Origin of the sequence: Pseudomonas sp. B2021 (assembly GCF_018135665.1) — a bacterium.
Taxonomy (GTDB): domain Bacteria; phylum Pseudomonadota; class Gammaproteobacteria; order Pseudomonadales; family Pseudomonadaceae; genus Aquipseudomonas; species Aquipseudomonas lactis.
The window spans coordinates 3,198,223-3,221,598 of sequence record NZ_SMOF01000001.1 but is presented as its reverse complement, the minus strand read 5'-3'; the positions used below and the strand labels follow the sequence as shown (position 1 = coordinate 3,221,598).

The following is a 23,376-nucleotide window of genomic DNA, read 5'->3' as shown; positions in this document are numbered from 1 at the left end:
GGCGGCAATGAAAAAAATCTTAGCACTTGGCGTCATGGTGGTCATTGCGATGCTGTTGGCGATTTTTGGCCGCGATCTGCTCGACCTGTATCGGCTGCAGAGTTACATCACCACCTCCACTGAGACCTACCAGGCCGAACGCGGAAACTGGCCTCATCTGACCGATGCCTGCACCGGTTGCCATGGCAGCCACGGTAACTCGCTGAACTCGACGTATCCGAGCCTGGCCGGGCAACCCGCCGCGTATCTGTCCGCCCAGTTGCGCAATTTTGCGAGCGGACAACGGCTTGCGCCCAACATGGGGCCGTTGGCGATGACCCTCAGCCCGGATGAAATTGATCTGCTGGCGAAGTTCTACGCCCGGCAATCGGTCGGTGCCCATGGGGCTGTCAGCTCTGACGAGGGTCTGAAGGTTCAAGGCAAACAACTGGTGCAAACCCGAGGCTGCACCGCCTGCCATGGTGCACAACTGATGGGCCACGAAGCCTACCCACGCCTGGCTGCACAAGGGCAGGACTACCTTTTGGCCCAGCTCAACGCTTTTGCCAGCGGCGAGCGCATTGAGCCCAGTGGTGCCATGCAAGCCATGTCCGCGGCGCTGTCAGCGCAGGAGCGCCAAGCGATTGCGGCTTATCTGGCCGCACTCGTTCCTCAACCCCGCTAATCCATCAAATTATCTGTCAGCTGTACCGAGGCTATCGTTATGGAACCGAGAAATATTGTGCTGTGCCTTGCCTGTTTCTTGCTGCTTGCCAATGGGCTGACCTTCGGCATCAGGTTTTTGAAGAAAAGAAACCTGTTACTGGCTCTGGAGTGGTTTGTGGTTGCCTTTTCCGCAACAAACTTCCTGGTTTTTTTCCTGACGGGATCGGAGCATGCGTACCTGATTTCATACTTTTGCGACGCGTTCTCCAGAGCCTTTGGGATTCCGCTGATTACCGTGCTCGGGCTAATGGCGGTGACGCATGCCTACAAGCCGTCTGTGGGCAAGGAACTCATGATGTTTGCCGGCGCTATGCTGGGCACACTCGCGTTGATCTCGACCAAGGTTCTGGTCACGCTCCTACCGTATTTCTACGTGCTGATGTGGGTGATGTTTTCGGTCTACCTGGTGTATTTCGCGGTACGCCTGGCAAATGTCGGCGAGTCACTGCACGCGATCGGTGTGATGTTTGGCATGCTCGCCTCACTGACCATTGCCTGCATCTACGATTTTTACAAGATTCCCGGCGACGACAGCAATGTGCTGCTGAACTTCTACGTGCTTGCACTGACCACCTGGGCTTATCTGCTGGTGCACCTGTATTACGCGTATTGCGCGCTGGAGCGCGCGAAGGGCGCAATGGCAGTTCTGCAAACGCGCTAGGGGGTAGTTGAAGTGTTCGAAGCCGCCGATCTGGCGGCTTTTTTGCGTGATGCAGAGGAGGGCGGGGGCATCCTTGCCCGTGCAGGATCAAGGGTTCAGCTTGGCCAGATAATGCGCGACGGCCTTGATGTCTTCATCGGACAGGGTGCTCGCCATGGCATTCATGGCCTGCGTCGGATCGGTGCGTTGGCCACGCTTGAAAGCGCTCAGTTGATCGCTCAGATAAAGCTGCCCTTGTGCGGCGATACGCGGAGCCAGGGGACCGCCAGAGAGTTTTTCGCCGTGGCAGGCTGCACACCCATTGGCGGCGACCACACGCTGACCGCGCTGGTCCAGGGCATCATCCTTCGTCGGGACTTCAGTCACGCCAGGTTTCTGTTCGGAAAAATAGCCGGCCAGACGCTTGATCTGCTCGCCCGTCAGATTGGCCGCCAGTGGCTCCATCTGTGCGCTGTGGCGACGTCCTTCGGCAAACGCGTGCAACTGGTTTTCGATGTACGCTGCGGTCTGCCCTGCAAGCGCTGCGTATTGAGCGTCGCGCGGTTGACCGTTTGCGCCATGGCAAAGCGCGCAGGTGTCCTGTAACTGTGGCCACGCACCGCCATTGGCTTGGTATGCCGCGTCGTGCTGATCCACGGCCTGCATGAAACGATAGTCCGCCAACAGTTCCGGTCCATACATCGCAATTGATCCGGCCAACGCTGCGCTCACGACGATGGTTCCAACCATCATAATCCGCTTCATCAGGCGTTCCTCCGTGGTTGAAGCAACGCCTGCAGCGCTTCCATTGCCGCGCGATGTCCGGCGCGGACTGCACCGTCCATTGCCCCGGCCCAGATCTGCGCAGTCTCGGTACCCGACCAGATCATGCGCCCGACCGCCGGCGTCAGATACTCGCCCCATTGCGTCCAGAAACCGGGGGGCATGGGGGAAATACAACTCAAACTCCACGGGTCGATCTTGCCCCAGTCCAGATCATGAAACTGAATCGGGTGCAGGGCTTGTTCGCCCATGGCGCTGGCGTAAATCGCCGACAGGGTGTCCTGCGCGGTTTTGGGATCATGGGGTAATTGGCCAGTTCTGACGAAGCCGCTGAGCACCCCCAGGCTGCCGTCCTCCGGCGAATTGTCAAAGGCCCAGATCAGCGGACCTTCCACTTGCACGATCTGGCCGTTGAGGCCTTGGTCGCGCCAGAACGGGCGCTCATAGACGTGCACGGTCTTACGCATCGGTGCATGGGCCGGCCAATGCCGATGCAGCTCGGCACGCCCGGAGGGCAGGGGTGGATCGAAGACGATCTGATTGCACAGCGCCGGGCTCAGCGCGGCAATCACCTGCCGCGTGCGCATGATGCCCTGATCGGTATGCAACTCGACGACATCACGATCCCAACCGACAATCTTGCGCACTGGGCACGCCAATCGGACTTTTTCTCCGAGAGCTTGCGCCATCTTCAAGCTGAGGATTTGCGAGCCGCCTACCAAACGTGATTCCTGTGCACCCCCTTGGACACCTTCGAGCTTTTCGAGACGGCAGTCAGAGGAGTTGATCATCGCCAGGTAATGCAGGAGCCCCATGCCCGCCGGCGTGGTACCGAAGGTGAGGCTCACGGACATATTGAAGCCGATCTTGTCGACATTGCTAATGCCTTGCCCGGCCAGCCATTGGCCAATCGAGAGTTTGTCCAGCTCAACCGCATCCTTGGCTTTCCACGGCGCTTCGCTGGGGATGCCTTCGGCGAGTTTGTTCAGTTTTGCGACGATGTCAGTATTGGAATTTGGACCATCGCTGACGTCCGCTTGGACTCTTACCTCGTCTATCAGATAGACCGCCTGGCCCTTGTAGTACGTAGGGAAGGTTACGACATCAAGCTGTCTGGCCAGATCGGCGATTGACGTTTGGCCGGGGCCGATCCATTGACCACCAGCCTCGCAGATCACGCCATTACCTAGGTCATGGTTAAGTGTTCGACCACCGACGCGATCACGGGCTTCAAGCACGACAAACGACTCGCAGCCAGCGGCCTGGAGGTCTCTGGCAGACGTAAGCCCGGACAGGCCTGCGCCAATGATCACCACATCCAATATCGAGGTGTCTTGGGTTTGCGCCATCGCACGCCCGGTGACACCGAGCCCTCCGGCGAGGGCCGCGCCTCCGATCGCTTGCAATAACAATCGTCGCTGTCGTGATTGCGTCGACAGTTCATCGAGATCCGCATCCATCTTCACCTCCGTCTTTTATTTATAATCACAGATGTTATGTGAATATATGACGGAACAGGAATTCAGCAAAGTGAAATCGGCGCAATGACGATTAACCGAGGGGTGGAGAGAAAGGCGGGCGCCATTAAGCAGGATTCGCTGCGCAAATGAAGCGAATCTTCTTGATGCCTGAGGGCAGGGTATGGTTTAGCGAGCGGGGCTGATCAGCGTGATGACCGCATCCATCAAGGTCTTGCTGCGTTTGGCTTCAAATCGCTCTGGCTCGATTGGCAACATCATCATCCAGCCGTCACTCAGCGCGCTGAGCTGATCGGCGAGCAGATCGGCAGCAATGTCTTTGCGAATGATGCCCTGAGTTTGTCCTTTGCCCAGAATGCTTGCGAGATTCTCGCGAAAGCGCGAGTAACGTTTCTGGATTACGTCGGCAAACACCGGTTCGTGCCTTGCGTGGGCGAGCATCTGAAACAAGGCCAGCCAACGCGCCGAGTCGTTGGCTTGAGTCAGGTTCAACCACTGCTCGATCATTGCCCTGACATCGACCTTTTCCTGATCGGCATCCAGCAAGTGATCGAACTCGTCAAACAGACTCTGCGCCGCCGCCGTGATCATTTCTTCTTTATTGGCAAAGTAATAGGTCACGGCGCCAGTGGTGCAGCCGGCATGACTGGCGACTTTGCGCAGAGACGTCCCGGCATAACCCTCCTGGGCAATGACTTCAATCGCTGCAGTCAACAGTTCACCGCGTTTTTCCAGACGATTACCTACCGGACGGCCGCGACGTGGGGCGGGCGCTGAATCACTGTCAATGGAGTGCTGACTATCCGTGGAAGGCGCTTGAGCATCATTCATGAGAGAAAGTGATTCCGTTGGTTGAAGGCGTTGAGCCGGCAGCGGCTGCGAACGCCATTTTGGCTTGGCACGTCGCGATCATGCAATCGTTCAGATTCGACCGCTGCCAATCACCGCGACGGCCCGAACTTCCACGCGCAAGCCCGGCATTGCCAGTTGTGAAATGCCGACAGCGGTCCAGGCTGGATAACGTTCAGGGAAGTATTCGTCCTTTACCTGTCCAAAAGCGTGCACTTCGGCCTGCAGATCGGTATGAAACGTCATCAACTCGACTACATCGGCCAGGCTTGCACCCGCAGCTTCGAGGATGGTCCGCAAAGACTGAAGCGCCAGATGGGATTGCGCCTGGATGCCTTCGGCTGGAACCATGGCCTCGTCGATACCGACCTGGCCGGACACCCAGATCATGTTGCCGACGCGTGTCGCCTGGGAAAAGTGGAAGTTGTCGTAGATTGCCTGGGTGTGACCAGGGTTGAAGGACTGACGCTGCAGGTCTTGAGTGTTCATGGCAATGCTCCTTTTATATTAATTGGCGGAACGTTGGGTGGCGGAAGCCGTCTCCCGCTTTCAGGGTCGACAGCTCTTCAGTAAACAGCACGCCTTGCTGCGGGTAACCGCTTGCGCTGTTTTCTGGTAAAGGATGGAAGGTGGCGTCGTCGCCAAAGAAACGGAAAACGAAGGTGTGACGATCCGGGAAGGCTTCATCCACCGGAGCGCCACCATGCAGTGAACCCGGATGCAGCAAGACGATATCGCCGGGCTCGGTAGCCCACGAAATGATGTCGAATGATTCGGGATCGTTTTGGCGCAGCGCCTCGATATCCGGCAGGCGTGGCAATGCGTCGCCGCCATGCAGCGGCTGAGTCGGATCGTTTGGATCGCGAAACGTAGTGCCGTCGTAGCGTGGTCCTTTGTGTGAACCTCGAACGATTTCCAAAGCGTTTTTCTTCGGCACTGATTCAAAACTGACCCAAGCATTGGCCCAGTGGTTTCCGGCCCACGGCAGATAAGACGTGTCCTGATGCCAAAGCGTGCGAGATCCGCGCCCACCTGCTTTGAGAAACACCTCTTCGGCGAAGTACCACACGTTTTCCGAGCCCCAGAGCTGCGCAAACAGCTGGCCAAAGGGCAGGGAGGTTACGAGTTCTTCAAGACGCGCCTTGGCGACGGGGTTGGCATTATCAACATGGGACTGTTGCTCAGTCCCGTCGAACATTCGGGTTGCATGAGGGCCGTGATTCTCGACTGCCCAGTCATAGGCTGCCCGGCACTCAGCCAATTGATCTTTGTTCAGAAAACCTTTGATCAGGACGGCCCCGTCTTCCAGGAACGCCTTTCGCACAGAGAGTTGCATGAGAGCTTTCTCCTCGAAAATGCCACGTGGCAATTTCGATGCTAGCAGCCCTCAAAATTAAACACAACGATAGTTATGTTAATTATGAAGAGCCATTACGATGACAGAATCTTGAAGATCTGTGCATACCAGAAACGGCGCCGTCACGATCAAAGATAAGGGTTTCAGCTGCGCAGTCCTCACTCGGCGCCAAGCATCACCTTGTCTGAGCGCACAGCCCCGGCTTTTTGCGTAGCTATAGAAAGCCTGGATCGCTCGCAGATGCGCCGCCGCAGTATTGAAAGCGCGGTTCCTGAGTCTGAGTTGGACGTACATAAAGGGGCAAGCATGGGCAACGGTGCCACGTCATCAGCTTGCACGAGCAGCGGTAGTCGTTGACTTGAAGAGAAACGGCACATGGGCATGGCCCGTTGAAAGAGTAGGCGTAAAAACGAATTCGTCGAATCAGTGACTTACGTGGCTTATGAACGTATCTCACATAGTATCTCATTTAACATAATATACATTATGCGTATCGTCCTATACGTAGCTGAGGGGTTCTGGAGGCTGCTTTTCACCAAGTGATCAGCGTTAAGGTGTTGCTACTAGCAACACATGTTCAGGACGATGACTCCTAGGCTTGGCCATCTGTCTCGATACGAATCTTGGCGCGTGCAACAACGGCCATCGCTTCGGCAATGAAAGCCGCGTCACCGGTGTCGTGTGCATCAGCCAAAAATACAGCTATGGCCTCTGAATCAACCAGCGCGTCTGCTGGGTCATAATCATAAATTGGCTCTGTCATCTGATCACCTAGAGAAAATAATGAACCCGAAGCCCAAGGCTAAAAATACGAGCTGGAAAGTCAAATGCCAGGATGCAGCTGATAGCACTGGCGATTTGATCATACCGCTGACTGACGATCTCCTGTCGGCCATCAAGTTGGCCAGCGGCGACACACTCGACATGGAAGTAAAACCTAACGGCACGATAATGCTGACTCCAGTTCGTGCGTAGGATCAATTGAGCCATCCACCGGCTTGATGGTTGCAGCCCATAAACGACGTGACTTGTTACCGATTACACGTGATTTCACGGGGTGCTAATTTCTAATCGTTGAGAGATAGCGTTCAAATTTGGAAGATAACGAGCAAGGATGAGCTACCCCTAGTTCATCTGTTGAGCTACCCTCCTCTTTTTTAATAGCCTTTAAGCATAACTATACTAAATGACTATTTAGTATAGTTATATCTGAGTATCATCCATCAAAGCCTAAACCGATCCACCGACTGCGAAAGCTTCCCCGCCAAACTCGACAATTCATCCGTCGTCGACGCCGTCTCGCCAATCACCCGACTGTTACTTTCCGACATCCCCGCAATCCTCTCCACCTGATGAGCAATCTCATTACTGGCCAGGCTCTGCTCACTAATAGTGCGGGAAATATCGTTGACCAATTCAGTGGTACTCAGCGTAGCCTGGAGAATCTCGCGAATGGCGCGTTCCACTTCGGCAGTCACTGCCATGCCCTTATCCACCTGGGCAACGCCCTCCTCCATGCTGATTACCGCTGCTCGGGTGTTCTGCTGGATGCTCCCAACCATGCTGGCGATTTCCTGGGTGGAGGCGCTGGTGCGTCCGGCCAGGCTGCGCACTTCGTCGGCCACGACCGCAAAGCCGCGCCCTTGTTCACCGGCGCGGGCGGCTTCGATGGCGGCGTTCAGGGCCAGCAGGTTGGTCTGGTCGGCAATCCCCTTGATCACCTGGATAATGCTGTAGATCGCCTCGGACTCCTCGTCCAGCGTGCGGATCACTTGGGCTGACTGTTGGGCAGAACGGGCGATGCCATCCATGTCGCTGACCACCTGGTGGATAACCCGGCCGCCGTCCTTGGCCAGGGTTTCAGCCTGGCTGGCCATGTCCAGGGCACGTTGGGCGTGACGGGTGATTTCTTCGATGCTGGCGGTCATTTCGCTCGCGGCGGCGGCCATGGTGCTGGCGGCGACGCTTTGTTGCTGGCTGCTGCCTGCCACTTCATGGCAACCCTGGCTGAGGCGCTCGCTCATGCCATTGACGCCATGGGCGTTGCTGCGAACCACTTCGATCATGCCGCGCAAATCCCGCTGCATCGTCGCCAGGCTGCGAATCAGTGCACTGGCTTCGTCCTGGTTCTTGGGTTCGGCAATCGGCTCGCTCAGGTTGCCATGGGCAATGCTCTGGGCAATACGGCTGGCGGTGCGCAACGGCCCCATGATGCTCAGGGTCACCCAACGTCCTTGTGCCAGCAGCAACAGCAGGCTCGCCCCCAATACAATAATCAAGGTCCAGTTAGCGTTACTGATGGTTTGCCGGGTACCGGTGCTGGTGAGTTGGGTATTGTTTTCGATCAGTTCGCTCAACGCCGCCATTTGTTCTTCCAACTGGCTGAACGCGGCATTGAAGGTCTGCAGTTCCCCTCGTGCGGCCTCTGGATTCTCCAGGGCCAGCGCGACGATGCGCTCGCCGGCACTGATGTAGGTGTCCAGGCTGGGTTTGATTTTTTCCAGGCTGGCCTTGATCGAGGCGTCCAGCGGCAACTTGAGGTTTTCCGCCAGAACCTCGCGGAAGTGTTCGGCATGCTCCTTGATCGAGCTGTTGACCTCGGCCGGCGTACTGGTGCTTTTGCCCAGCCCGACCAACATGGCCGACAGCACATCGGCACGCAGGGCGTCGTGCATCATGTCGGCTTCCATGTGGTTGCGCAGTACCGTCATGCTGACGTCGTTGTCCTGTACCGCATCGGCCATCCGCGTATTACCCAGGTAGCCGGCCAGGCTCATGATCAAGGCGGTGAGCAACCCGGTCGCAATCAACAGCACCAAGCGTAATTTGATCGTCATAGTGATATCCCTGTGCCAGGACCGCCGGTTGGGAGCCCAACCGTTTCAGTGTCGCTGCTAGCTGTATCGGCAGCTGGTGCTTGTTAGTGAAGCCTAAGTTTGCGGATCTGCGCGGTTCCCTTAAGCTGACCGTCCGTTGCTCTACCTGGACCTGCCAAATGCCTCAACGTATCGCCCGTCTCGCCCTGTTGCTGGGCTTGATCACCGCTGTCGGCCCGTTTGCCATCGACATCTATCTGCCAGCGTTGCCCACCCTGGGCGCCAGCCTCCAGGCCACGCCGGCGGCGGTGCAGATGAGTTTGACGGTGTTCTTTATGATTATCGGTGTGTGCCAGTTGTTCTACGGCCCCCTCAGCGATGTGTTCGGGCGTAAACCACCGATTTATGCGGGTTTGGTGATTTTTGCCATTGGCAGTGTTGGCTGCGCGCTGGCACCGACCATCGAAGTGTTGATCGGCTTTCGTGCGGTGCAGGCGTTCGGTGCCTGTGCGGGGATGGTGATTCCACGGGCGATTGTCCGCGACCTGTACACCGGCCATGAAGCGGCGCGCCTGATGGCGTTGTTGATGCTGGTGATGAGTGTTTCACCGATCCTCGCGCCTTTGGCCGGTAGCCTGGTGATTTCGATCTGGAGCTGGCGCGAAGTGTTTGCCGTGTTGGCGGTGGTGGCCGTGCTGTGTCTGGTGATGACCGCCGTACAACTGCCAGAAACCCACCCGGCCGAGCGCCGCCTGGGCAAGACACTGGGCCAGGCGTTCGGCAGTTATGGCGCCCTCCTCCGCGACCCGGTCTTTACGGGTTTGTCGGTGGTGTGCGGGTTTGGCCTGGCCACCTTTTTCGTGTTCATCGGCAGCGCGCCCTTCGTGTACATCGAATTTTTTGGCCTGACACCGACCCAGTTCAGCCTGTGCTTTGCGCTCAACGCTGCTTCGTTTTTTGCCATGAGCCAATTGACCGCCCGCCTCAGCGCCCGCTTTGGCCTGGCGCCGTTGATTCGCTGGTCGGTGGTGGGCGTGGCGGCGGTCATGAGCTTGCTGGCGGCTACTACGCTGTGGGGTGACAGCCTGGGCTTGATGATGGGGCTGTTGTTTATCGGTTTTGGCTTTCTTGGCCTGCTATTGCCGGCGGCCGGGGTACTGTCGCTGGAGGATCATGGTGCGGTGGCGGGTTCTGCGTCTGCACTGCTGGGTGCGATCCAGATGGTCACGGCGGCTGTGGCGATGACCTTGGTGGGGATCTTTGCCGACCATACACCGGCGCCGATGTTGATCGGCATTGCGCTGTGTGCGCTTGCCGCGATGCTGACCACCTTGTGGACGTTGCGGCGCTTGCCGGCTCACCTGGTTTCAAGCGTCCCGCCTTCCTCCTGAGCAGAGGAGCAGGCAGATTCAACATTCTGGTTGCCTGTGAGGCCCTCTTCGCAGGCAAGCCAGCTCCCACATTTGAATCGTGGTGTATCCACAAGCCTACAAATCAAACCGATCCACCGCCCGCCGCCGCTCATTGTCGTCACGCACGTCATAGCTGGCGGTGGTCTGGATATTGGTGTGATGCGCCAGTTTCTGCGCAATCGACAAATCATGCTCCTCGATCACCCGCGTGATAAACGAACGACGGAAATCATGGGGCATGATCTTGACCCCCACCTGATCACCACGCTGGCGCGCGATGTAGTAAATCGCATGCTTGGTGATGCGTTCCCGGGTGATATGGCTGCCTCGACGGATGCGGTTAAACAGGAAGCTGTCGTCCTGCTCACCTTCCTTGAGCTGCTCGCGACGAAACGCCAGCCAGGCCTGAAGTTTGGCAAACGCCCAGTCCGGCGCGTACTTGACCAACTCTTTGTTGCCCTTGCCGATCACGCGCAAGCTGCGCTCGTCAAAGTTGACCTGCGCCAGGTCCAGGTTGACCGACTCCGACTTGCGCATGCCCGAGCCATATAACAGGCCGATCACTGCGGCATCCCGCAGGCCCTGGGGCCGAGGGTCGGCGGCGCAGACGTCGAGCATCTCGCGGATCAAGGTGCGGCGCAGGTTGCGGCCCTGGCCCAGGCGCGTGCCGGGTGTGGCCTTGACCGAGCGCATCTTCAACAGGTGGTCCTGGCTGATCAAGCTCATGCGCCACGCCTCGTTCATCACCCCGCGCACCGCATTCACATACAGCGACGAGGTGTTCGGCGCAAAGCCGTCCTCACGCAAGGCAGCGACCAGCGCAATAACGTGTTCGGGCTGCAGCAGGTGCCAGTCAATCTCTTCGAGGTTGTGGTCTTCGAAACCCAGGCGGTCGGCGGCATCCTGTAGCACGTAGCGCATGGTCAGTTGGCTGGAAGGCGCCAGGCGGGTGAGGTAAAGGGTCAGTGGGTTGCAAATGGACTCGGTCAAGGTAGATCAGCCTTTGGATTAAATACACAGAGCAACTATTTGATTAGTCGATGTATTTAGTGGATTGGCGAAGGCCGAGTCTAACCCAGGACCGGCCCTGGCACAAAATCACGGGGCGGTGTCGTCCTCCTCGCTGGCGGCCTGGGGTTGGGCCTGGGACTGGCTCCAGTCGGCGTCCTGTTGTTGCATCAGCGCGAACCACTGCTGGCGCATAAAGGCGAGGTAACTGTCCGGCGCCTTGGCAAAGTCCTTCTCGTCGCCATAGCAGCCCGGCAGTGGCAGTTCGGTGCCCTGCTCCTTGTATTGGTTGACCAAGGCTTGCTGCGCCGCGACACTGCAGTCAGTCGGCAGTGGCATACCGCGCAAGGCGCCGGCGTCCTCATCCCACCAACTGGCGCCCACGCGGTCGAGGCCGCGCAGACGATACTTCTCGGACTTGCCAACATGCATGATCAGCTTGAATTCGTTGGGGCTGACGTCACTGGTGCAGGCCCGCGAATAACCGACCGTGGCCTGGGTGTTGCCGTCGCCCAGCAGGTCGGTGACCTTGGTGGCAGCCCGGTCAAAGCGCAGCCCGGCGTCGAATTCGCAGTGCTGCACATCGTCGTACAGCATCCACACGCGCTTGGGGCGCTCGCCTCCCAGCACGTATTGCGCCGCGTAGACAAAGGCCGACTGGGTACCATCGTCATCGCGCTCACCCACTTGCTCGGCGAGTACCAACAGGTTTTTGCCCTGGCGGTCATCCCAGGTATAAGCGGCGACCTGCTTGCCGCGCACTTCCACCCCGTCCGGCACCTGGTCCAGTGGGGTCAGCGCGACGCCCTGATCGGCCCGCACGCTGGTGACACAGGCCACCGTCATCAACAATCCCATCAGCGCTGGCCGCAACTGGCCGCGTAAAAGCTGCACGCTATTCATCCGAGTACCCTGGCAAGAGAGGGCTTACTTTACCGGCACTTGAGCGCTAATGCAGAGAAGATTGTTGAAGGGCGAGCATTGGGCTGATCGCCTCGCTCAGATTGAACCAAGCGTCTTGCACGAAGCACCGATATCGCCCTGTGAGGCCTACATGTAACGCCTTGATTACTTAGCTGAACCCTAGCTGTCTACCTGTCAAATAAACGGGTTTTTCATCCGCCTTTCATATTCGTTGAACATTTTTGCGCTTAACCTTGTACCCAACACTTCAGAGCAATCCGGGGTTTATCGACTAACCTGTTGATTACGCTTTATCTTTAGCTCCGCGTTGTAGTCTGCGGGCTGTAGTTTTGCCCAATAATCACTGCCGTTTTCGCGCTCCAAGTTGCTCCAGCCCGAGGTCATGAATCTTTGAAACCCTACCCTATTCATTGCGTGTCGATCGTTATCCCGGTCTACAACGAACAAGAAAGCCTGCCTGAGTTGCTGCGTCGCACCACGGCAGCCTGCAAGCAACTGGCTTACGAATACGAAATCATCCTGGTGGATGACGGTAGCCGCGACAATTCGGCCCAATTGCTCGAAGACGCCGCCGCAGAAGACGGCAGCAATGTGGTAGCGGTGATCCTTAACCGCAACTACGGCCAGCACGCGGCGATCATGGCCGGCTTTGAACAGTGCCGTGGCGAAGTGGTGATCACCCTCGACGCCGACCTGCAGAACCCGCCGGAAGAGATCCCGCGCCTGGTCGAGCAAGCTGCCCTGGGCTACGACGTGGTCGCCACCGTGCGTAATAACCGCCAGGACTCGGCCTTCCGCCGCTGGCCGTCGCGCTTGATCAACCTTGCCGTGCAGCGCTCTACCGGCGTGGCCATGACCGACTACGGCTGCATGTTGCGCGCCTACCGCCGCACCATCGTCGATGCCATGCTCGCCTGCCGTGAGCGCAGCACGTTCATCCCGATCCTGGCCAACGGCTTCGCCCGCCACACCACGGAAATCCTGGTGCACCACGCCGAACGTGAGCACGGCGAATCCAAATACAGCGCCATGCGCCTGATCAGCCTGATGTTCGACCTGCTGACCTGCATGACCACCACGCCCTTGCGCCTGCTGTCCATCGTCGGTTTCAGCCTGGCGGCACTGGGCGTGCTGTTTGCCTTTGCCCTGATCGTCATGCGCCTGGCCTTCGGCGCCGACTGGGCCGGTGATGGCCTGTTCGTGCTGTTTGCGGTGTTGTTTGTGTTCACCGGTGGCCAGTTCATCGGCATGGGCCTGCTGGGCGAATACCTGGGCCGTATGTACAGCGATGTACGTGCCCGCCCACGCTTCTTTATTGAAAAAGTGCTGCGCAACCAACCGGCAGCACCGGCTCCAGTCGTCGTGGTCGACGGCCTGGTGTCTTCCCATACGTCTACTTCTTCTTCGGATCAGGTCCAGTCATGAGTTCAAAAGCTGTTGTATTCGCCTACCACGATATTGGCTGCGCAGGCATTGAAGCGCTGCTCAGCGCCGGTTACGACATTGCCGCCGTGTTCACCCATGCCGATGACCCCAAGGAAAACAACTTCTACGGTTCCGTCGCCCAACTCTGCGCCCGCAATGGCATCCCGGTACATGCTCCGGAAGACGCCAACCACCCGCTGTGGATCGAACGTATTGCCAAGCTGAACCCGGAGTACATCTTCTCGTTCTATTACCGCAACCTGCTGAGCGAACCGCTGTTGGCCACCGCCCGCAAAGGCGCGTTCAACCTGCACGGCTCGTTGCTGCCTAAGTACCGTGGCCGCGCCCCGGCCAACTGGGTGCTGGTCAACGGCGAAACCGAAACCGGCGTGACCCTGCATCGTATGGTCAAGCGTGCCGATGCCGGCGCCATCCTGGCCCAGCAGACTGTCGCCATCGAACGCAGCGATACCGGCCTGAGCCTGCACGCCAAGCTGCGTGATGCGGCCACGGCTCTGCTGCGTGATGCCCTGCCACAGCTGGCCCAGGGCAAGCTGAGCGAAACCGCTCAGGACGAAAGCAAAGCCACCTATTTCGGTCGTCGCACCGCCGCCGATGGCAAGCTGGACTGGAAACAGCCCGCCGAGCAACTGTTCAACCTGGTGCGTGCGGTGACCCAGCCGTACCCGGGCGCCTTCTGCGCCGTGGGCGAGCACAAGCTGATCGTATGGCAAGCCGACGTAGTCAAGGGCAACGAAGGTCTGGCGCCTGGCCGTGTGATCAGCGTCAACCCGCTGCGCATTGCCTGCGGTGAAGATTCCCTGGTGGTCAAGTTCGGCCAGCGCAACGAAAACGGCCTATACCTGGCAGGCCCGTCCCTGGCCGATGAACTAGGCCTGGTGGATGGCTCTGTACTGCGCGGCGCCGAGTCGGGTCGCAAGCCGCGCCGTACCCGTGTGCTGATCCTGGGCGTCAACGGCTTTATCGGTAACCACCTGTCCGAGCGCCTGTTGCGTGACGACCGCTACGAAGTCTACGGCCTGGATATCGGCTCCGACGCCATCGAACGCCTGCGCAGCCACCCCAATTTCCATTATGTGGAAGGCGACATCAGCATCCACACCGAGTGGATCGAGTACCACATCAAGAAATGCGACGTGGTGCTGCCGCTGGTGGCCATCGCCACGCCGATCGAATACACCCGTAACCCGCTGCGCGTGTTCGAACTGGACTTTGAAGAAAACCTCAAGCTGGTGCGCTACTGCGTCAAGTACAACAAGCGCGTGATTTTCCCGTCGACCTCCGAAGTCTATGGCATGTGCCAAGACCAGTATTTCGACGAAGACACCTCCAACCTGGTGGTGGGCCCGGTCAACAAGCAACGCTGGATCTACTCCGTCTCCAAGCAACTGCTGGATCGCGTGATCTGGGCTTACGGCGACAAGGGCCTGAAGTTCACCCTGTTCCGTCCGTTCAACTGGATGGGCCCGCGCCTGGACCGCCTGGACTCGGCGCGTATCGGCAGCTCCCGCGCCATTACCCAGCTGATCCTGAACCTGGTGGAAGGCACGCCGATCCGTCTGTTCGACGGTGGTGAGCAAAAGCGTTGCTTCACCGACATTGCCGACGGCATCGAAGCCCTGGCACGCATCATTGATAACGACAATGGCGTGTGCGACGGCCAGATCATCAACATCGGCAACCCCGAAAACGAAGCCAGCATTCGCCAACTGGGCGAAGAACTGCTGCGTCAGTTCGAGGCTCACCCGCTGCGCCACAACTTCCCGCCATTCGCCGGTTTTCGCGACGTCGAGAGCAAGGCGTTCTACGGCACGGGCTACCAGGACGTGGCACACCGCAAGCCGAGCATCGAAAACGCCAAACGCCTGCTGAACTGGGAGCCGAGCGTAGAGATGAGCGAAACCATCGGCAACACGCTCGATTTCTTCTTGCGTGAAGCCATGCTTGAAATTGCGGATAAAAAGTAATGCAGGCAGGTCTTCGCATCGACGTCGACACCTACCGTGGCACCCGTGAAGGTGTGCCACGGTTGCTCGACTCCCTGGCCGAAGCCGGGGTCAAGGCGACGTTCTTCTTCAGTGTCGGGCCGGACAACATGGGGCGCCACTTGTGGCGCCTGATCCGCCCGCAGTTCCTGTGGAAGATGCTGCGCTCCAACGCTGCCGGCCTGTATGGCTGGGACATCTTGCTGGCCGGCACCGCCTGGCCAGGCAAGCCGATTGGCCGCGACCTGGGGCATTTGATGCGCCAGGCCAAGGCCGCCGGGCATGAAGTCGGCCTGCACGCCTGGGACCACCACGGCTGGCAGGCCAACACCGGGCGTTGGAGCGAGGCACAGCTGGTCGAGCAGATTCGACGCGGCGTAGACACCTTGAGCGACATCCTCGGCGAGCGCATCGACTGTTCAGCGGCCGCCGGTTGGCGCGCCGATGAGCGCGTGGTGCAAGCCAAGCAAGGCTTCAACTTTCGCTACAACAGCGATTGCCGGGGCACCAGCCTGTTTCGACCAACCTTGGCCGATGGCAGCGCGGGCACCCCACAAATTCCGGTAGACCTGCCGACCTTCGACGAAGTCGTCGGGCCGGTGGTGGCTGCCAACGATTTCAACCGCTTCATTCTTGATCGGTTCAACGCGTCAAAGCTGAACGTCTACACGATCCACGCGGAAGTAGAAGGGATTCTGATGGCCAATGATTTTCGCCAGTTGCTCGCCCAGGCCGGGCAGCGCGGCATCGAGTTCAAAACCTTGGGCGAGCTGTTGCCCACGGATGTGACCACCCTGCCCCAGCAACAGCTGGTGCGCGGCGCCTTGAGCGGCCGCGAGGGTTGGCTGGGAGTGCAGCAGGCATGATCCGCCGCTGGGCTTTGCCCCTGCTCCTGCTGGCGTTCGCCGTGTTCTACCTGCTGCCGTTGGCCACCCATGGCCTGTGGATTCCCGATGAAACCCGCTATGCGCAAATCAGCCAGGAAATGCTGCTGACCGGCAAGTGGGCCGCGCCGCACTTCATGGGCATTCGCTACTTCGAGAAGCCCGCCGCAGGCTATTGGATGATCGCGCTGGGCCAGGCGATCTTCGGGCAGAACCTGTTTGGCGTACGGTTTGCCTCGGCCTTGAGTACCGGCTTGAGCATTCTGCTGGTGTATCTGGTCTCTCGCCGGTTGTGGAGCGACCCGCAAAAGAGTTTGGTCAGCACGCTGCTCTACATGAGCTTCGTCAGCGTGGCCGCGCTGGGCGGCTATGCCAACCTGGACCCGCAGTTCACCTTCTGGATCAATCTGACGGGCGTGGCCTTGTGGTTCTGTTTCGACAGCACCACGCGGCGTGCGCGCTTGTGGTCCTGGGCCTTGCTGGGCCTTGCATGCGGCATGGGCTTCATGACCAAGGGCTTCCTGGCGTGGTTGCTGCCGGTGCTGGTCGCCCTGCCCTACGCCGTCTGGCAAAAACGTTTTGGCGAGTTATGCAAGTTTGGCCCTGTTGCCGTGGTGGTGGCGATTGCCGTCAGCCTGCCGTGGGCGTTGGCCGTGCACCTGCAAGAGCCGGACTACTGGCATTTCTTCTTCTGGCACGAGCACATCCAACGCTTTGCCGGTGAAGCCGCCCAGCACGCCGAACCGTTCTGGTATTACCTGCCGTTGTTGGTAGGGTTCGCACTGCCGTGGGTCGCACTGCTGCCGTCCACGCTCAAGCAGGCCTGGCTGCAACGGCGAGTACCGAAAACCGCGTTCCTGCTGCTGTGGTTGTTGATGCCCCTGGCCTTTTTCAGCCTGGCCAAAGGCAAGCTGCCCTCCTACATCATGCCGTGCATGTTGCCCCTGGCCTTGCTGATGGGCTCGGCCCTGAGCGACAAACTGGCTCTAGGCCGCGGCCGCGTGCTGCGCATCAATGGTTGGTTGAACCTGGCGATCGGTGTGCTGGTATTGCTGGCCCTCAGCTGGTTCCAGTTGAAGAAGCCAGTATACGAACCGGGTGAGGAAACCCTCAGCCTGGTGCTGGTGTTCATCTTCTTGTTCGGTTGGATCGTGGTCAATCTGCTGCAAGCGGCACGCCCGCTGAAATTGTGGGCCGCGCCGCTGATCGGCAGTGGCTTACTGGTGCTGCTGGTGCCTGCCGCATTGCCCCACTCGGTGGTTTACAACAAGACCCCGGACCAATTCATCATCGATCACATCGACGAGTTGCAGCCCAGCGTTGCCCTGCTGAGCAACGACCTGGGCGCCGCCTCGGCGTTGTCCTGGCGCCTCAAACGCCCCGATATCACGCTGTACAACACCTCGGGTGAGGTCAAGTACGGCCTGGCTTACGAGGACACCGCGCCGCGTCTGGTCGACCGTAACCGCATCCAGTCATGGATGGCCGAAACCCGTCGTACCGGCGCGGTGGGCGTGGTGATGCGCGTCAATAGCACCGGTGAAAAAGAAGAACTCGCACTGCTGCCCACCGACGGCAAACGGTATGCACAAGGCAAGATCGTGATCCTGATTTTCCCGCAGGTCGCGCCATGATCACCCTGCTGCTACTGCTTACGGCCTGCCTGCTCACTTGCATGGGCCAGGTCTCGCAAAAGTTTGCTGTGGAAAGCTGGCGCGGCGTGCCGGATGGCTGGGCATCGAAACTGCGCTCGCCGTGGTTGTGGTCGGCGCTGGTGTGCCTGGGCCTGGGCTTGCTGGTGTGGCTGCTGGTGTTGCAGCGCCTGGAAGTGGGCATTGCCTACCCCATGCTCAGCCTGAATTTTGTGCTGGTCACGCTGATGGCGCGCTTTGTGTTCCACGAGCCCATTGATGGCCGTCACTGGCTGGGTGTGGGGCTGGTGATTGCCGGCGTGGTCTTGCTGGGGCGTCAGGTATGAGTCGCGTGCGGGGTTTCGCCCTGGCCCTGGGCAGTGTCGGCCTGGTGAGTGGTGCCCAACTGGGCATGCGCTGGAGTATGACGCGCCTGCCGCTCCCCTCTGAATGGCTGGCCGCCTTCACGGATAACAGCATCGACCTGGGCGCCCTGGGCGTGGTGATCCTGGCGATCGTCGCCTATGCGCTGTCGATGCTGTGCTGGCTCGGCGCACTGAAGCACTTACCCCTGGGCCGCGCCTATTCGCTGCTCAGCATCAGTTACGCGCTGGTGTATTTGCTGGCCGCCAGCCTGCCAGTGTTCAACGAAAATTTTTCGCTTTCAAAAACCCTGGGGGTGGCCTTGGTCATCCTCGGTGTACTGGTTATCAACTCTCGTCGTGCTAGCACCTCAAGTCCCAGGAATACCCCATGAAAATCAGTGTATTTGGTAGTGGTTACGTTGGTCTGGTCCAGGCCACTGTATTAGCCGAAGTCGGTCACGATGTCATTTGCATGGACGTTGACAAGCACAAGGTCGAATCGCTGCAGAAAGGTCATGTGACCATCTTCGAGCCGGGCCTGGCAGCCATGGTCAAGGACAACCTGGAAAGCGGGCGCCTGCGCTTTACCCACGACGAAAAACTCGCCGTCGAACACGGCGAAGTGCTGTTTATCGCTGTGGGCACGCCGTCGGATGAAGACGGTTCGGCCGACCTGAAATACGTACTGTCGGTGGGTGATGCGGTTGCCCGCCACCGCGTGGCACCGGTGATCCTGGTGGAGAAATCCACGGTACCGGTCGGCACCGGCGACACATTGCGCGACCACATCCTCAATAACCTGCGCGCCGCCGGCCGTGAGCTGCAGTTCGATATCGTCTCCAACCCGGAGTTCCTCAAGGAAGGCTCCGCCGTTGCCGACTGCCGCCGCCCGGACCGGATCATCATCGGCTGTGAACGTGAAGAAGTACGTGACGTGATGCGCGACCTGTACGCGCCGTTCAACCGCAACCACGACCGCATCATCTTCATGGACCTGCGCAGCGCCGAACTGACCAAATACGCCGCCAACTGCATGCTGGCCACCAAGATCAGCTTCATCAACCAGATCGCCGAGCTGGCCGAACACCTGGGCGCCGACATTGAGTCGGTGCGCCTGGGCATCGGTGCCGACTCGCGCATCGGCTACCACTTTATCTACCCCGGCTGCGGTTATGGCGGCTCGTGCTTCCCCAAAGACATGCGCGCCCTGATCCACAGTGCCAAGCAGGCCAACTGCTCCAGCGACCTGCTCGAAGCCGTGGAAGCCATCAACCAGCGCCAGAAGAGCAAGCTGTTCGAGCGCATCAACGCGTTCTTCCAGGGCAACCTCAAGGGCAAGACGTTCGCTCTGTGGGGCCTGGCCTTCAAGCCCAACACCGATGACATACGTGACGCCCCCAGCCGTGTGCTGATGGAAGCGCTGTGGGCCGCTGGCGCCAATGTGCGTGCGTTCGACCCGGAAGCCATGCAGGAAACCCAACGCATCTACGGGGACGACCCGCGCCTGATGCTGATGGGCACCCCGGAGTCCACCTTGGGCGGCGCCGATGCGTTGATCGTGTGCACCGAGTGGCAGCAATTCAAGGCACCGGACTTTGACCTGATTCACCAGCGCCTGAAAAACCCGGTGATCTTCGACGGCCGTAACCTGTACGACGGCGAGCGCCTGGCGCGCAAAGGCTTCAAGTACTTCCCCATCGGCCGCGGCGACTCCTGCGAGTTACCGATCCCCCAGCAAAACTGGGTGGAACAGGTCAAGGACGCTTGCTAGGTGAACATCGCCTTACCGTCCGCGCAGCGTGCAACGATCCGTCACCAGTCGCTGGGGCTTGGACTCTTGGCGCTGGTGCTGTTTATCGCCGGCAACTGGCACCAGGCGATCATCGGTTTTGATTCGCGCTTCGTGGTGTTTGCCCAGGAAATGTTGCGCCATGGGCCCAGCTTCTTCCCCACCACCTATGGCCAGCCGTATGCCGATTACCTGGCGACGTCGACCCTGCTGACGTGGCTGCTGTCGTTGCCCTTGGGCCAGGTCACCAGCCTGACGGCGTGGCTGCCCACGGCGGTGGCGTCGGCGCTGATCGTGGTGCTGGTCTATCGCCTCACCGCGCCCTACTCGCCACGTTGGGGCCTGCTGAGCATTGCGATGCTGCTGCTCAGCAGTACGTTTGTCAGCGAAACCCGCGCAGTCTCCCTGGATCAGATGCTCGCCGCCGTGGCGTTGGCGGTGTTCTACCTGGGCTATGCCCATGACCATTTCGCCGCCGCCAAACGCCTGCATTGGGTATTTTTGCTGTTGCTGCTGGGGTTTGCCATTCGTGGCCCGATTGGCCTGGTGATCCCCACGGGCGTGTTGTGCAGCTACTTCCTGATCAACCGCCAGTGGCGCCAGCTGTTCAGCTTCGGCCTGCTGGCACTGGCGCTGCTGGCGGCGTGCGTCGGCCTGTTGCTGCTGCTGGCCAAGCTCAGCGGTGGTGAAGACTTCATGCATGACGTGATTCGCATGCAGTTCCTTGGGCGCATGGATGGCAGCGAAGGCTCCGGCGGCGTGCTGTATTACTTCACCAGCTCTTTGGGCAATTACGCCCTGGCCTATCCACTGGCATTGTTAGTGCTGCTGGCGGTGCTGGTGGGCGGTCAACGTGCGCCGGACCCAGCGTTGAAGCTGGTGCTCTATTGCGCGGCAGCGGGTGTGCTGGTGATGTTGGGCCTGTCGGTACCCCAAGCCAAGAAAGCGCGTTATATCCTGCCGATGTTGCCGATGGCCGCGATCATTGCCGCGTACCCCTTCCAGGTCACGCAAGGGCGACTGTTTGCCTGGCTGCGCGCCTTGATGCTGGGCATCTGGACGCTGTTGCCAGCGTTGCTGGTCATTGGCCTGGTGGTGGCGCGACGGCACTACCCGGAGCCGCTGGCCGACCTTGCGCTCATCTTCGTCGTGCTTGGCGTGCTGCAGGTGCTGGCCCTGCTGGTATTGGTCCGCTCGCGGATGCGCACCTACGGCCCCGCCCTGGCCGCCGTGCTCGCCCTGTGGAGCACCTACATCATGGTGGTCGAACCCCTGGAACGTCAGGTGTACGACACTCGCACCTTCAGCCTCGCCGTCAAGGCGCAAGTTCAGCTGCAACCGGCGCCGCTGGTATTGCATGCACTGGGCAAAGACGCGAAAGCCATCAAGTTCATGGTCAACTTCGATTGCGACAAGGTGCCGTTGTTTACTCAATTGCCCGCCGAATTGAAACCGGTCCAGGCGCCGGCATGGATAGTGATGAGCCAGACCGACTTCCAGGCGCTGGACGATCCGCGCCTGCGCTCAATCACGCCGACGCTCACGGCAGCGTTCGACAAAAACTCCTATGTGTTGCTGCATTTGGCAAAAACCTCGACGCCCTGAGTGCTTTTCCGGCTGCATTGTAAGAAAGAGCGCCCACTCTTCCACGAGTGGGCGGCTTTCATCATAGGTACCAAGAAAGTGCCTACATTTGTTTGCGTAATGGCTGGTGCACTTTCCCTTCCGGTGCTCGGAGCCCAACTGTAGACTCGCTGCCACGTGCACTCACTATCTACCACCCGACCGTCAGGACCAACCTGTAACGCTTGGGTCAGGGCACTTCACAACAACAAGGACGTTGTAGGCTGCCCGCGCGCGATGGCTTACTTCATTGAGAGGACAATGCCGTGCGAGATGACCTGTTAACCGTACCTTTACCCAGGCTGGATCGTTTGATGGCGTTGCGTGACGCACTGGTGGCGTTGAAGGGGCCGCTGGCCGACGATCCCAGGCTGCGCGAAGACCTGCAAGAGCGCCTGTTCAATGAAGAAACCCACAGTCGCGTGCTGGGCAAGATCAACCCAACAACGGCCACAGCCACCGGGCCGATCACCTACGGCGACGCCGTTTAACTGCATTTGTTTTGCATTTAACATTCATTAATATGCAGTAGCGCCACTGAATCAAGCGCGGCACACTGCACAGGTTCCTTCCCCCAATGTTGGAACCTTCAAAGGGCTGTTCCGGGAAACCAGGCAGGCCTTTTTTTTCGCCCGCCGTTTATGGACCGTCTTTCAATGCTCGCTCGCTGGTTACCCGCTGCAATCAACACCCGTCCCGCCGAATGGAGCCGTGCAGCCATCGGCATGGCCCTGGGCACGCTATTGAGTGTCTGGGCGTGTGCCCAAGTATTCGGCATGGAGGTGGCCCTGCACCTGCTCGGCCCTCTTGGCGCCTCGGCGGTGCTGTTGTTTGCCGTGTCATCGGGCGCGCTGGCCCAACCCTGGTCGATCATCGGCAGTTACCTGTGTGCAGGCGTCGTGGCGCTGCTGGTCGCCCGCGTCCTGGGGCGCACCTTGGGCAGCGCGTGCCTGGCGGCGGGCATGACAGTGGTCCTCATCTGCTGGCTACGCTGCCTGCACCCGCCGGCCGGCGGCTTGGCCATGACCCTGGTGCTGGCCGACCCGGCATCCGTCGCCCTTGGCTGGTACGAACTGGCGCCGGTGATGCTCGGCGCTGGCGCCCTGCTCGCCTGTGCGCTGGCCTATAACAATGCCACGCGCACGCGTTACCCCAAGGGGCTTGCCGAGCCTGCACCGGTTATCCTGGGCACTGCCACCGCCGTCAGCGAGCCGAGCATCACGGCAGCCGACCTCAAGCTGGCGCTGGCCGAGATGGAACAGTTCTACGACGTCGAACCGACAGAGCTGGAGCAACTGATCCACGCCGCCGAGGGCCATGCCCGGCGTCGCAGTATCGGCGAGGTTCTGGCCAGCCGGGTGGTTTGACCGACACTGCATAAATGCAACAACGACCTGCACGATTCCGGGTTGTACGGGGCAAATTTGCACTGGTACGATCACGAGAGCGTTCACCCGCGAACATCTTTATAAAGACAATAAAAGCAGGGAGTTAGAGATGACTGCTCAGGTTTCATCCCAAGCAAGCCACGCCGAGGTCCAGCAGGACGCTGTCCTGGCAAACGTGCGCAACCATATCGGCCACCTCACCCTCAATCGTCCCGCCGGCCTGAATGCCATCACCCTGGACATGGTCCGCCAGTTGGCCGCGCACTTGCAGGCCTGGGCCGATGACCCCGAGA

The 23,376-nt window shown here is 59.5% G+C and carries 24 protein-coding genes; 15 read left to right on the top strand and 9 right to left on the bottom strand.

Annotated features, from left to right (window positions below):
- Window positions 1-7: 7 nt before the first annotated feature.
- Both E1K68_RS14395 and E1K68_RS14390 read left to right on the top strand, forming a co-directional pair.
- Complete coding sequence (locus tag E1K68_RS14395; protein ID WP_212614289.1) at window positions 8-664, top strand: c-type cytochrome; 657 nt, start codon at window positions 8-10, stop codon at window positions 662-664.
- A gap of 39 nt (window positions 665-703) precedes the next feature.
- Complete coding sequence (locus tag E1K68_RS14390; protein ID WP_200647853.1) at window positions 704-1,366, top strand: hypothetical protein; 663 nt, start codon at window positions 704-706, stop codon at window positions 1,364-1,366.
- A gap of 87 nt (window positions 1,367-1,453) precedes the next feature.
- Here E1K68_RS14390 and E1K68_RS14385 read toward each other — a convergent pair whose 3' ends face one another.
- The 6 genes from E1K68_RS14385 to E1K68_RS14360 form a co-directional block, all read right to left on the bottom strand.
- Window positions 1,454-2,110, bottom strand: coding sequence for a c-type cytochrome (locus E1K68_RS14385; RefSeq protein ID WP_212614288.1), 657 nt, complete (start codon window positions 2,108-2,110; stop codon window positions 1,454-1,456).
- The gene (locus tag E1K68_RS14380; RefSeq protein ID WP_212614287.1) at window positions 2,110-3,588 is read right to left on the bottom strand and encodes an FAD-dependent oxidoreductase; all 1,479 of its coding nucleotides are present in this window, start codon (window positions 3,586-3,588) and stop codon (window positions 2,110-2,112) included. The genes E1K68_RS14385 and E1K68_RS14380 overlap by 1 nt, the downstream gene beginning before the upstream one ends.
- Before the next feature lie 186 nt (window positions 3,589-3,774).
- Window positions 3,775-4,437, bottom strand: coding sequence for a TetR/AcrR family transcriptional regulator (locus E1K68_RS14375; RefSeq protein WP_198715793.1), 663 nt, complete (start codon window positions 4,435-4,437; stop codon window positions 3,775-3,777).
- Window positions 4,438-4,527: 90 nt separating this feature from the next.
- Window positions 4,528-4,944 carry a RidA family protein gene (locus E1K68_RS14370; protein WP_212614286.1) on the bottom strand — a complete coding sequence of 139 codons (417 nt, stop codon included), beginning with the start codon at window positions 4,942-4,944 and terminating at the stop codon, window positions 4,528-4,530.
- A 13-nt stretch (window positions 4,945-4,957) separates the two neighbouring features.
- Window positions 4,958-5,791: a phytanoyl-CoA dioxygenase family protein gene (locus tag E1K68_RS14365; RefSeq protein WP_212614285.1), complete on the bottom strand. Its 834-nt coding sequence runs from the start codon at window positions 5,789-5,791 to the stop codon at window positions 4,958-4,960.
- A gap of 613 nt (window positions 5,792-6,404) precedes the next feature.
- On the bottom strand, window positions 6,405-6,575 hold the full coding sequence (locus tag E1K68_RS14360; protein ID WP_003191211.1) for a hypothetical protein: 171 nt from the start codon (window positions 6,573-6,575) through the stop codon (window positions 6,405-6,407).
- A 20-nt stretch (window positions 6,576-6,595) separates the two neighbouring features.
- Here E1K68_RS14360 and E1K68_RS14355 point away from each other — a divergent pair, with 20 nt between their 5' ends.
- On the top strand, window positions 6,596-6,787 hold the full coding sequence (locus E1K68_RS14355) for a hypothetical protein (RefSeq protein ID WP_003191212.1): 192 nt from the start codon (window positions 6,596-6,598) through the stop codon (window positions 6,785-6,787).
- A 248-nt stretch (window positions 6,788-7,035) separates the two neighbouring features.
- Here the strand turns inward: E1K68_RS14355 and E1K68_RS14350 are convergent, their stop codons facing one another.
- Window positions 7,036-8,649: a methyl-accepting chemotaxis protein gene (locus E1K68_RS14350; RefSeq protein WP_212614284.1), complete on the bottom strand. Its 1,614-nt coding sequence runs from the start codon at window positions 8,647-8,649 to the stop codon at window positions 7,036-7,038.
- A gap of 158 nt (window positions 8,650-8,807) precedes the next feature.
- Between E1K68_RS14350 and E1K68_RS14345 the strand changes: the two genes are divergently transcribed.
- Window positions 8,808-10,019 (top strand): multidrug effflux MFS transporter, encoded by a 1,212-nt coding sequence (locus E1K68_RS14345; RefSeq protein WP_212614283.1) that lies wholly within the window; start codon window positions 8,808-8,810, stop codon window positions 10,017-10,019.
- 96 nt (window positions 10,020-10,115) lie between these two features.
- Here E1K68_RS14345 and E1K68_RS14340 read toward each other — a convergent pair whose 3' ends face one another.
- Both E1K68_RS14340 and E1K68_RS14335 read right to left on the bottom strand, forming a co-directional pair.
- Complete coding sequence (locus tag E1K68_RS14340; RefSeq protein ID WP_003191216.1) at window positions 10,116-11,030, bottom strand: tyrosine-type recombinase/integrase; 915 nt, start codon at window positions 11,028-11,030, stop codon at window positions 10,116-10,118.
- A 108-nt stretch (window positions 11,031-11,138) separates the two neighbouring features.
- Window positions 11,139-11,951, bottom strand: coding sequence for a hypothetical protein (locus E1K68_RS14335; RefSeq protein ID WP_212614282.1), 813 nt, complete (start codon window positions 11,949-11,951; stop codon window positions 11,139-11,141).
- A gap of 411 nt (window positions 11,952-12,362) precedes the next feature.
- Between E1K68_RS14335 and arnC the strand changes: the two genes are divergently transcribed.
- From arnC to E1K68_RS14280, 11 genes are all read left to right on the top strand, one after another.
- Window positions 12,363-13,397 (top strand): undecaprenyl-phosphate 4-deoxy-4-formamido-L-arabinose transferase, encoded by a 1,035-nt coding sequence (gene arnC, locus E1K68_RS14330; RefSeq protein ID WP_003191219.1) that lies wholly within the window; start codon window positions 12,363-12,365, stop codon window positions 13,395-13,397.
- Window positions 13,394-15,385 (top strand): bifunctional UDP-4-amino-4-deoxy-L-arabinose formyltransferase/UDP-glucuronic acid oxidase ArnA, encoded by a 1,992-nt coding sequence (gene arnA / locus E1K68_RS14325; RefSeq protein ID WP_003191221.1) that lies wholly within the window; start codon window positions 13,394-13,396, stop codon window positions 15,383-15,385. The genes arnC and arnA overlap by 4 nt, the downstream gene beginning before the upstream one ends.
- Window positions 15,385-16,269 carry a 4-deoxy-4-formamido-L-arabinose-phosphoundecaprenol deformylase gene (arnD, locus tag E1K68_RS14320; RefSeq protein WP_003191222.1) on the top strand — a complete coding sequence of 295 codons (885 nt, stop codon included), beginning with the start codon at window positions 15,385-15,387 and terminating at the stop codon, window positions 16,267-16,269. Before arnA ends, arnD begins: the two co-directional genes overlap by 1 nt.
- Window positions 16,266-17,921, top strand: a complete 1,656-nt coding sequence (gene arnT, locus E1K68_RS14315; protein ID WP_169856899.1) for a lipid IV(A) 4-amino-4-deoxy-L-arabinosyltransferase — start codon at window positions 16,266-16,268, stop codon at window positions 17,919-17,921. Before arnD ends, arnT begins: the two co-directional genes overlap by 4 nt.
- Window positions 17,918-18,265, top strand: coding sequence for a 4-amino-4-deoxy-L-arabinose-phosphoundecaprenol flippase subunit ArnE (arnE, locus tag E1K68_RS14310; RefSeq protein WP_034135650.1), 348 nt, complete (start codon window positions 17,918-17,920; stop codon window positions 18,263-18,265). Before arnT ends, arnE begins: the two co-directional genes overlap by 4 nt.
- Window positions 18,262-18,675: a 4-amino-4-deoxy-L-arabinose-phosphoundecaprenol flippase subunit ArnF gene (gene arnF / locus E1K68_RS14305; protein ID WP_003191227.1), complete on the top strand. Its 414-nt coding sequence runs from the start codon at window positions 18,262-18,264 to the stop codon at window positions 18,673-18,675. Before arnE ends, arnF begins: the two co-directional genes overlap by 4 nt.
- Window positions 18,672-20,054 carry a UDP-glucose/GDP-mannose dehydrogenase family protein gene (locus E1K68_RS14300; RefSeq protein WP_212614281.1) on the top strand — a complete coding sequence of 461 codons (1,383 nt, stop codon included), beginning with the start codon at window positions 18,672-18,674 and terminating at the stop codon, window positions 20,052-20,054. Before arnF ends, E1K68_RS14300 begins: the two co-directional genes overlap by 4 nt.
- A complete protein-coding gene (locus E1K68_RS14295) occupies window positions 20,055-21,677 on the top strand; it encodes a glycosyltransferase family 39 protein (RefSeq protein WP_212614280.1) in 1,623 nt (540 codons plus the stop codon).
- A 320-nt stretch (window positions 21,678-21,997) separates the two neighbouring features.
- A complete protein-coding gene (locus E1K68_RS14290) occupies window positions 21,998-22,186 on the top strand; it encodes a type VI secretion system contractile sheath small subunit (RefSeq protein WP_268939248.1) in 189 nt (62 codons plus the stop codon).
- 165 nt (window positions 22,187-22,351) lie between these two features.
- Window positions 22,352-23,062 (top strand): HPP family protein, encoded by a 711-nt coding sequence (locus E1K68_RS14285; protein ID WP_003191232.1) that lies wholly within the window; start codon window positions 22,352-22,354, stop codon window positions 23,060-23,062.
- A gap of 130 nt (window positions 23,063-23,192) precedes the next feature.
- Window positions 23,193-23,376 (top strand): enoyl-CoA hydratase/isomerase family protein (locus tag E1K68_RS14280; RefSeq protein WP_212614279.1); only part of this gene is annotated, 184 nt, incomplete at its 3' end.

Excerpts from the sequence above, each read along its gene's own strand:
- E1K68_RS14395 (WP_212614289.1), top strand. The coding sequence starts at position 8 with ATGAAAAAAATCTTAGCACTTGGCGTCATGGTGGTCATTGCGATGCTG.
- E1K68_RS14390 (WP_200647853.1), top strand. The coding sequence starts at position 704 with ATGGAACCGAGAAATATTGTGCTGTGCCTTGCCTGTTTCTTGCTGCTT.
- E1K68_RS14385 (WP_212614288.1), bottom strand. The coding sequence starts at position 2,110 with ATGAAGCGGATTATGATGGTTGGAACCATCGTCGTGAGCGCAGCGTTG.
- E1K68_RS14380 (WP_212614287.1), bottom strand. The coding sequence starts at position 3,588 with ATGGATGCGGATCTCGATGAACTGTCGACGCAATCACGACAGCGACGA.
- E1K68_RS14375 (WP_198715793.1), bottom strand. The coding sequence starts at position 4,437 with ATGAATGATGCTCAAGCGCCTTCCACGGATAGTCAGCACTCCATTGAC.
- E1K68_RS14370 (WP_212614286.1), bottom strand. The coding sequence starts at position 4,944 with ATGAACACTCAAGACCTGCAGCGTCAGTCCTTCAACCCTGGTCACACC.
- E1K68_RS14365 (WP_212614285.1), bottom strand. The coding sequence starts at position 5,791 with ATGCAACTCTCTGTGCGAAAGGCGTTCCTGGAAGACGGGGCCGTCCTG.
- E1K68_RS14360 (WP_003191211.1), bottom strand. The coding sequence starts at position 6,575 with ATGACAGAGCCAATTTATGATTATGACCCAGCAGACGCGCTGGTTGAT.
- E1K68_RS14355 (WP_003191212.1), top strand. The coding sequence starts at position 6,596 with ATGAACCCGAAGCCCAAGGCTAAAAATACGAGCTGGAAAGTCAAATGC.
- E1K68_RS14350 (WP_212614284.1), bottom strand. The coding sequence starts at position 8,649 with ATGACGATCAAATTACGCTTGGTGCTGTTGATTGCGACCGGGTTGCTC.
- E1K68_RS14345 (WP_212614283.1), top strand. The coding sequence starts at position 8,808 with ATGCCTCAACGTATCGCCCGTCTCGCCCTGTTGCTGGGCTTGATCACC.
- E1K68_RS14335 (WP_212614282.1), bottom strand. The coding sequence starts at position 11,951 with ATGAATAGCGTGCAGCTTTTACGCGGCCAGTTGCGGCCAGCGCTGATG.
- arnA (WP_003191221.1), top strand. The coding sequence starts at position 13,394 with ATGAGTTCAAAAGCTGTTGTATTCGCCTACCACGATATTGGCTGCGCA.
- arnD (WP_003191222.1), top strand. The coding sequence starts at position 15,385 with ATGCAGGCAGGTCTTCGCATCGACGTCGACACCTACCGTGGCACCCGT.
- arnT (WP_169856899.1), top strand. The coding sequence starts at position 16,266 with ATGATCCGCCGCTGGGCTTTGCCCCTGCTCCTGCTGGCGTTCGCCGTG.
- arnE (WP_034135650.1), top strand. The coding sequence starts at position 17,918 with ATGATCACCCTGCTGCTACTGCTTACGGCCTGCCTGCTCACTTGCATG.
- arnF (WP_003191227.1), top strand. The coding sequence starts at position 18,262 with ATGAGTCGCGTGCGGGGTTTCGCCCTGGCCCTGGGCAGTGTCGGCCTG.
- E1K68_RS14300 (WP_212614281.1), top strand. The coding sequence starts at position 18,672 with ATGAAAATCAGTGTATTTGGTAGTGGTTACGTTGGTCTGGTCCAGGCC.
- E1K68_RS14285 (WP_003191232.1), top strand. The coding sequence starts at position 22,352 with ATGCTCGCTCGCTGGTTACCCGCTGCAATCAACACCCGTCCCGCCGAA.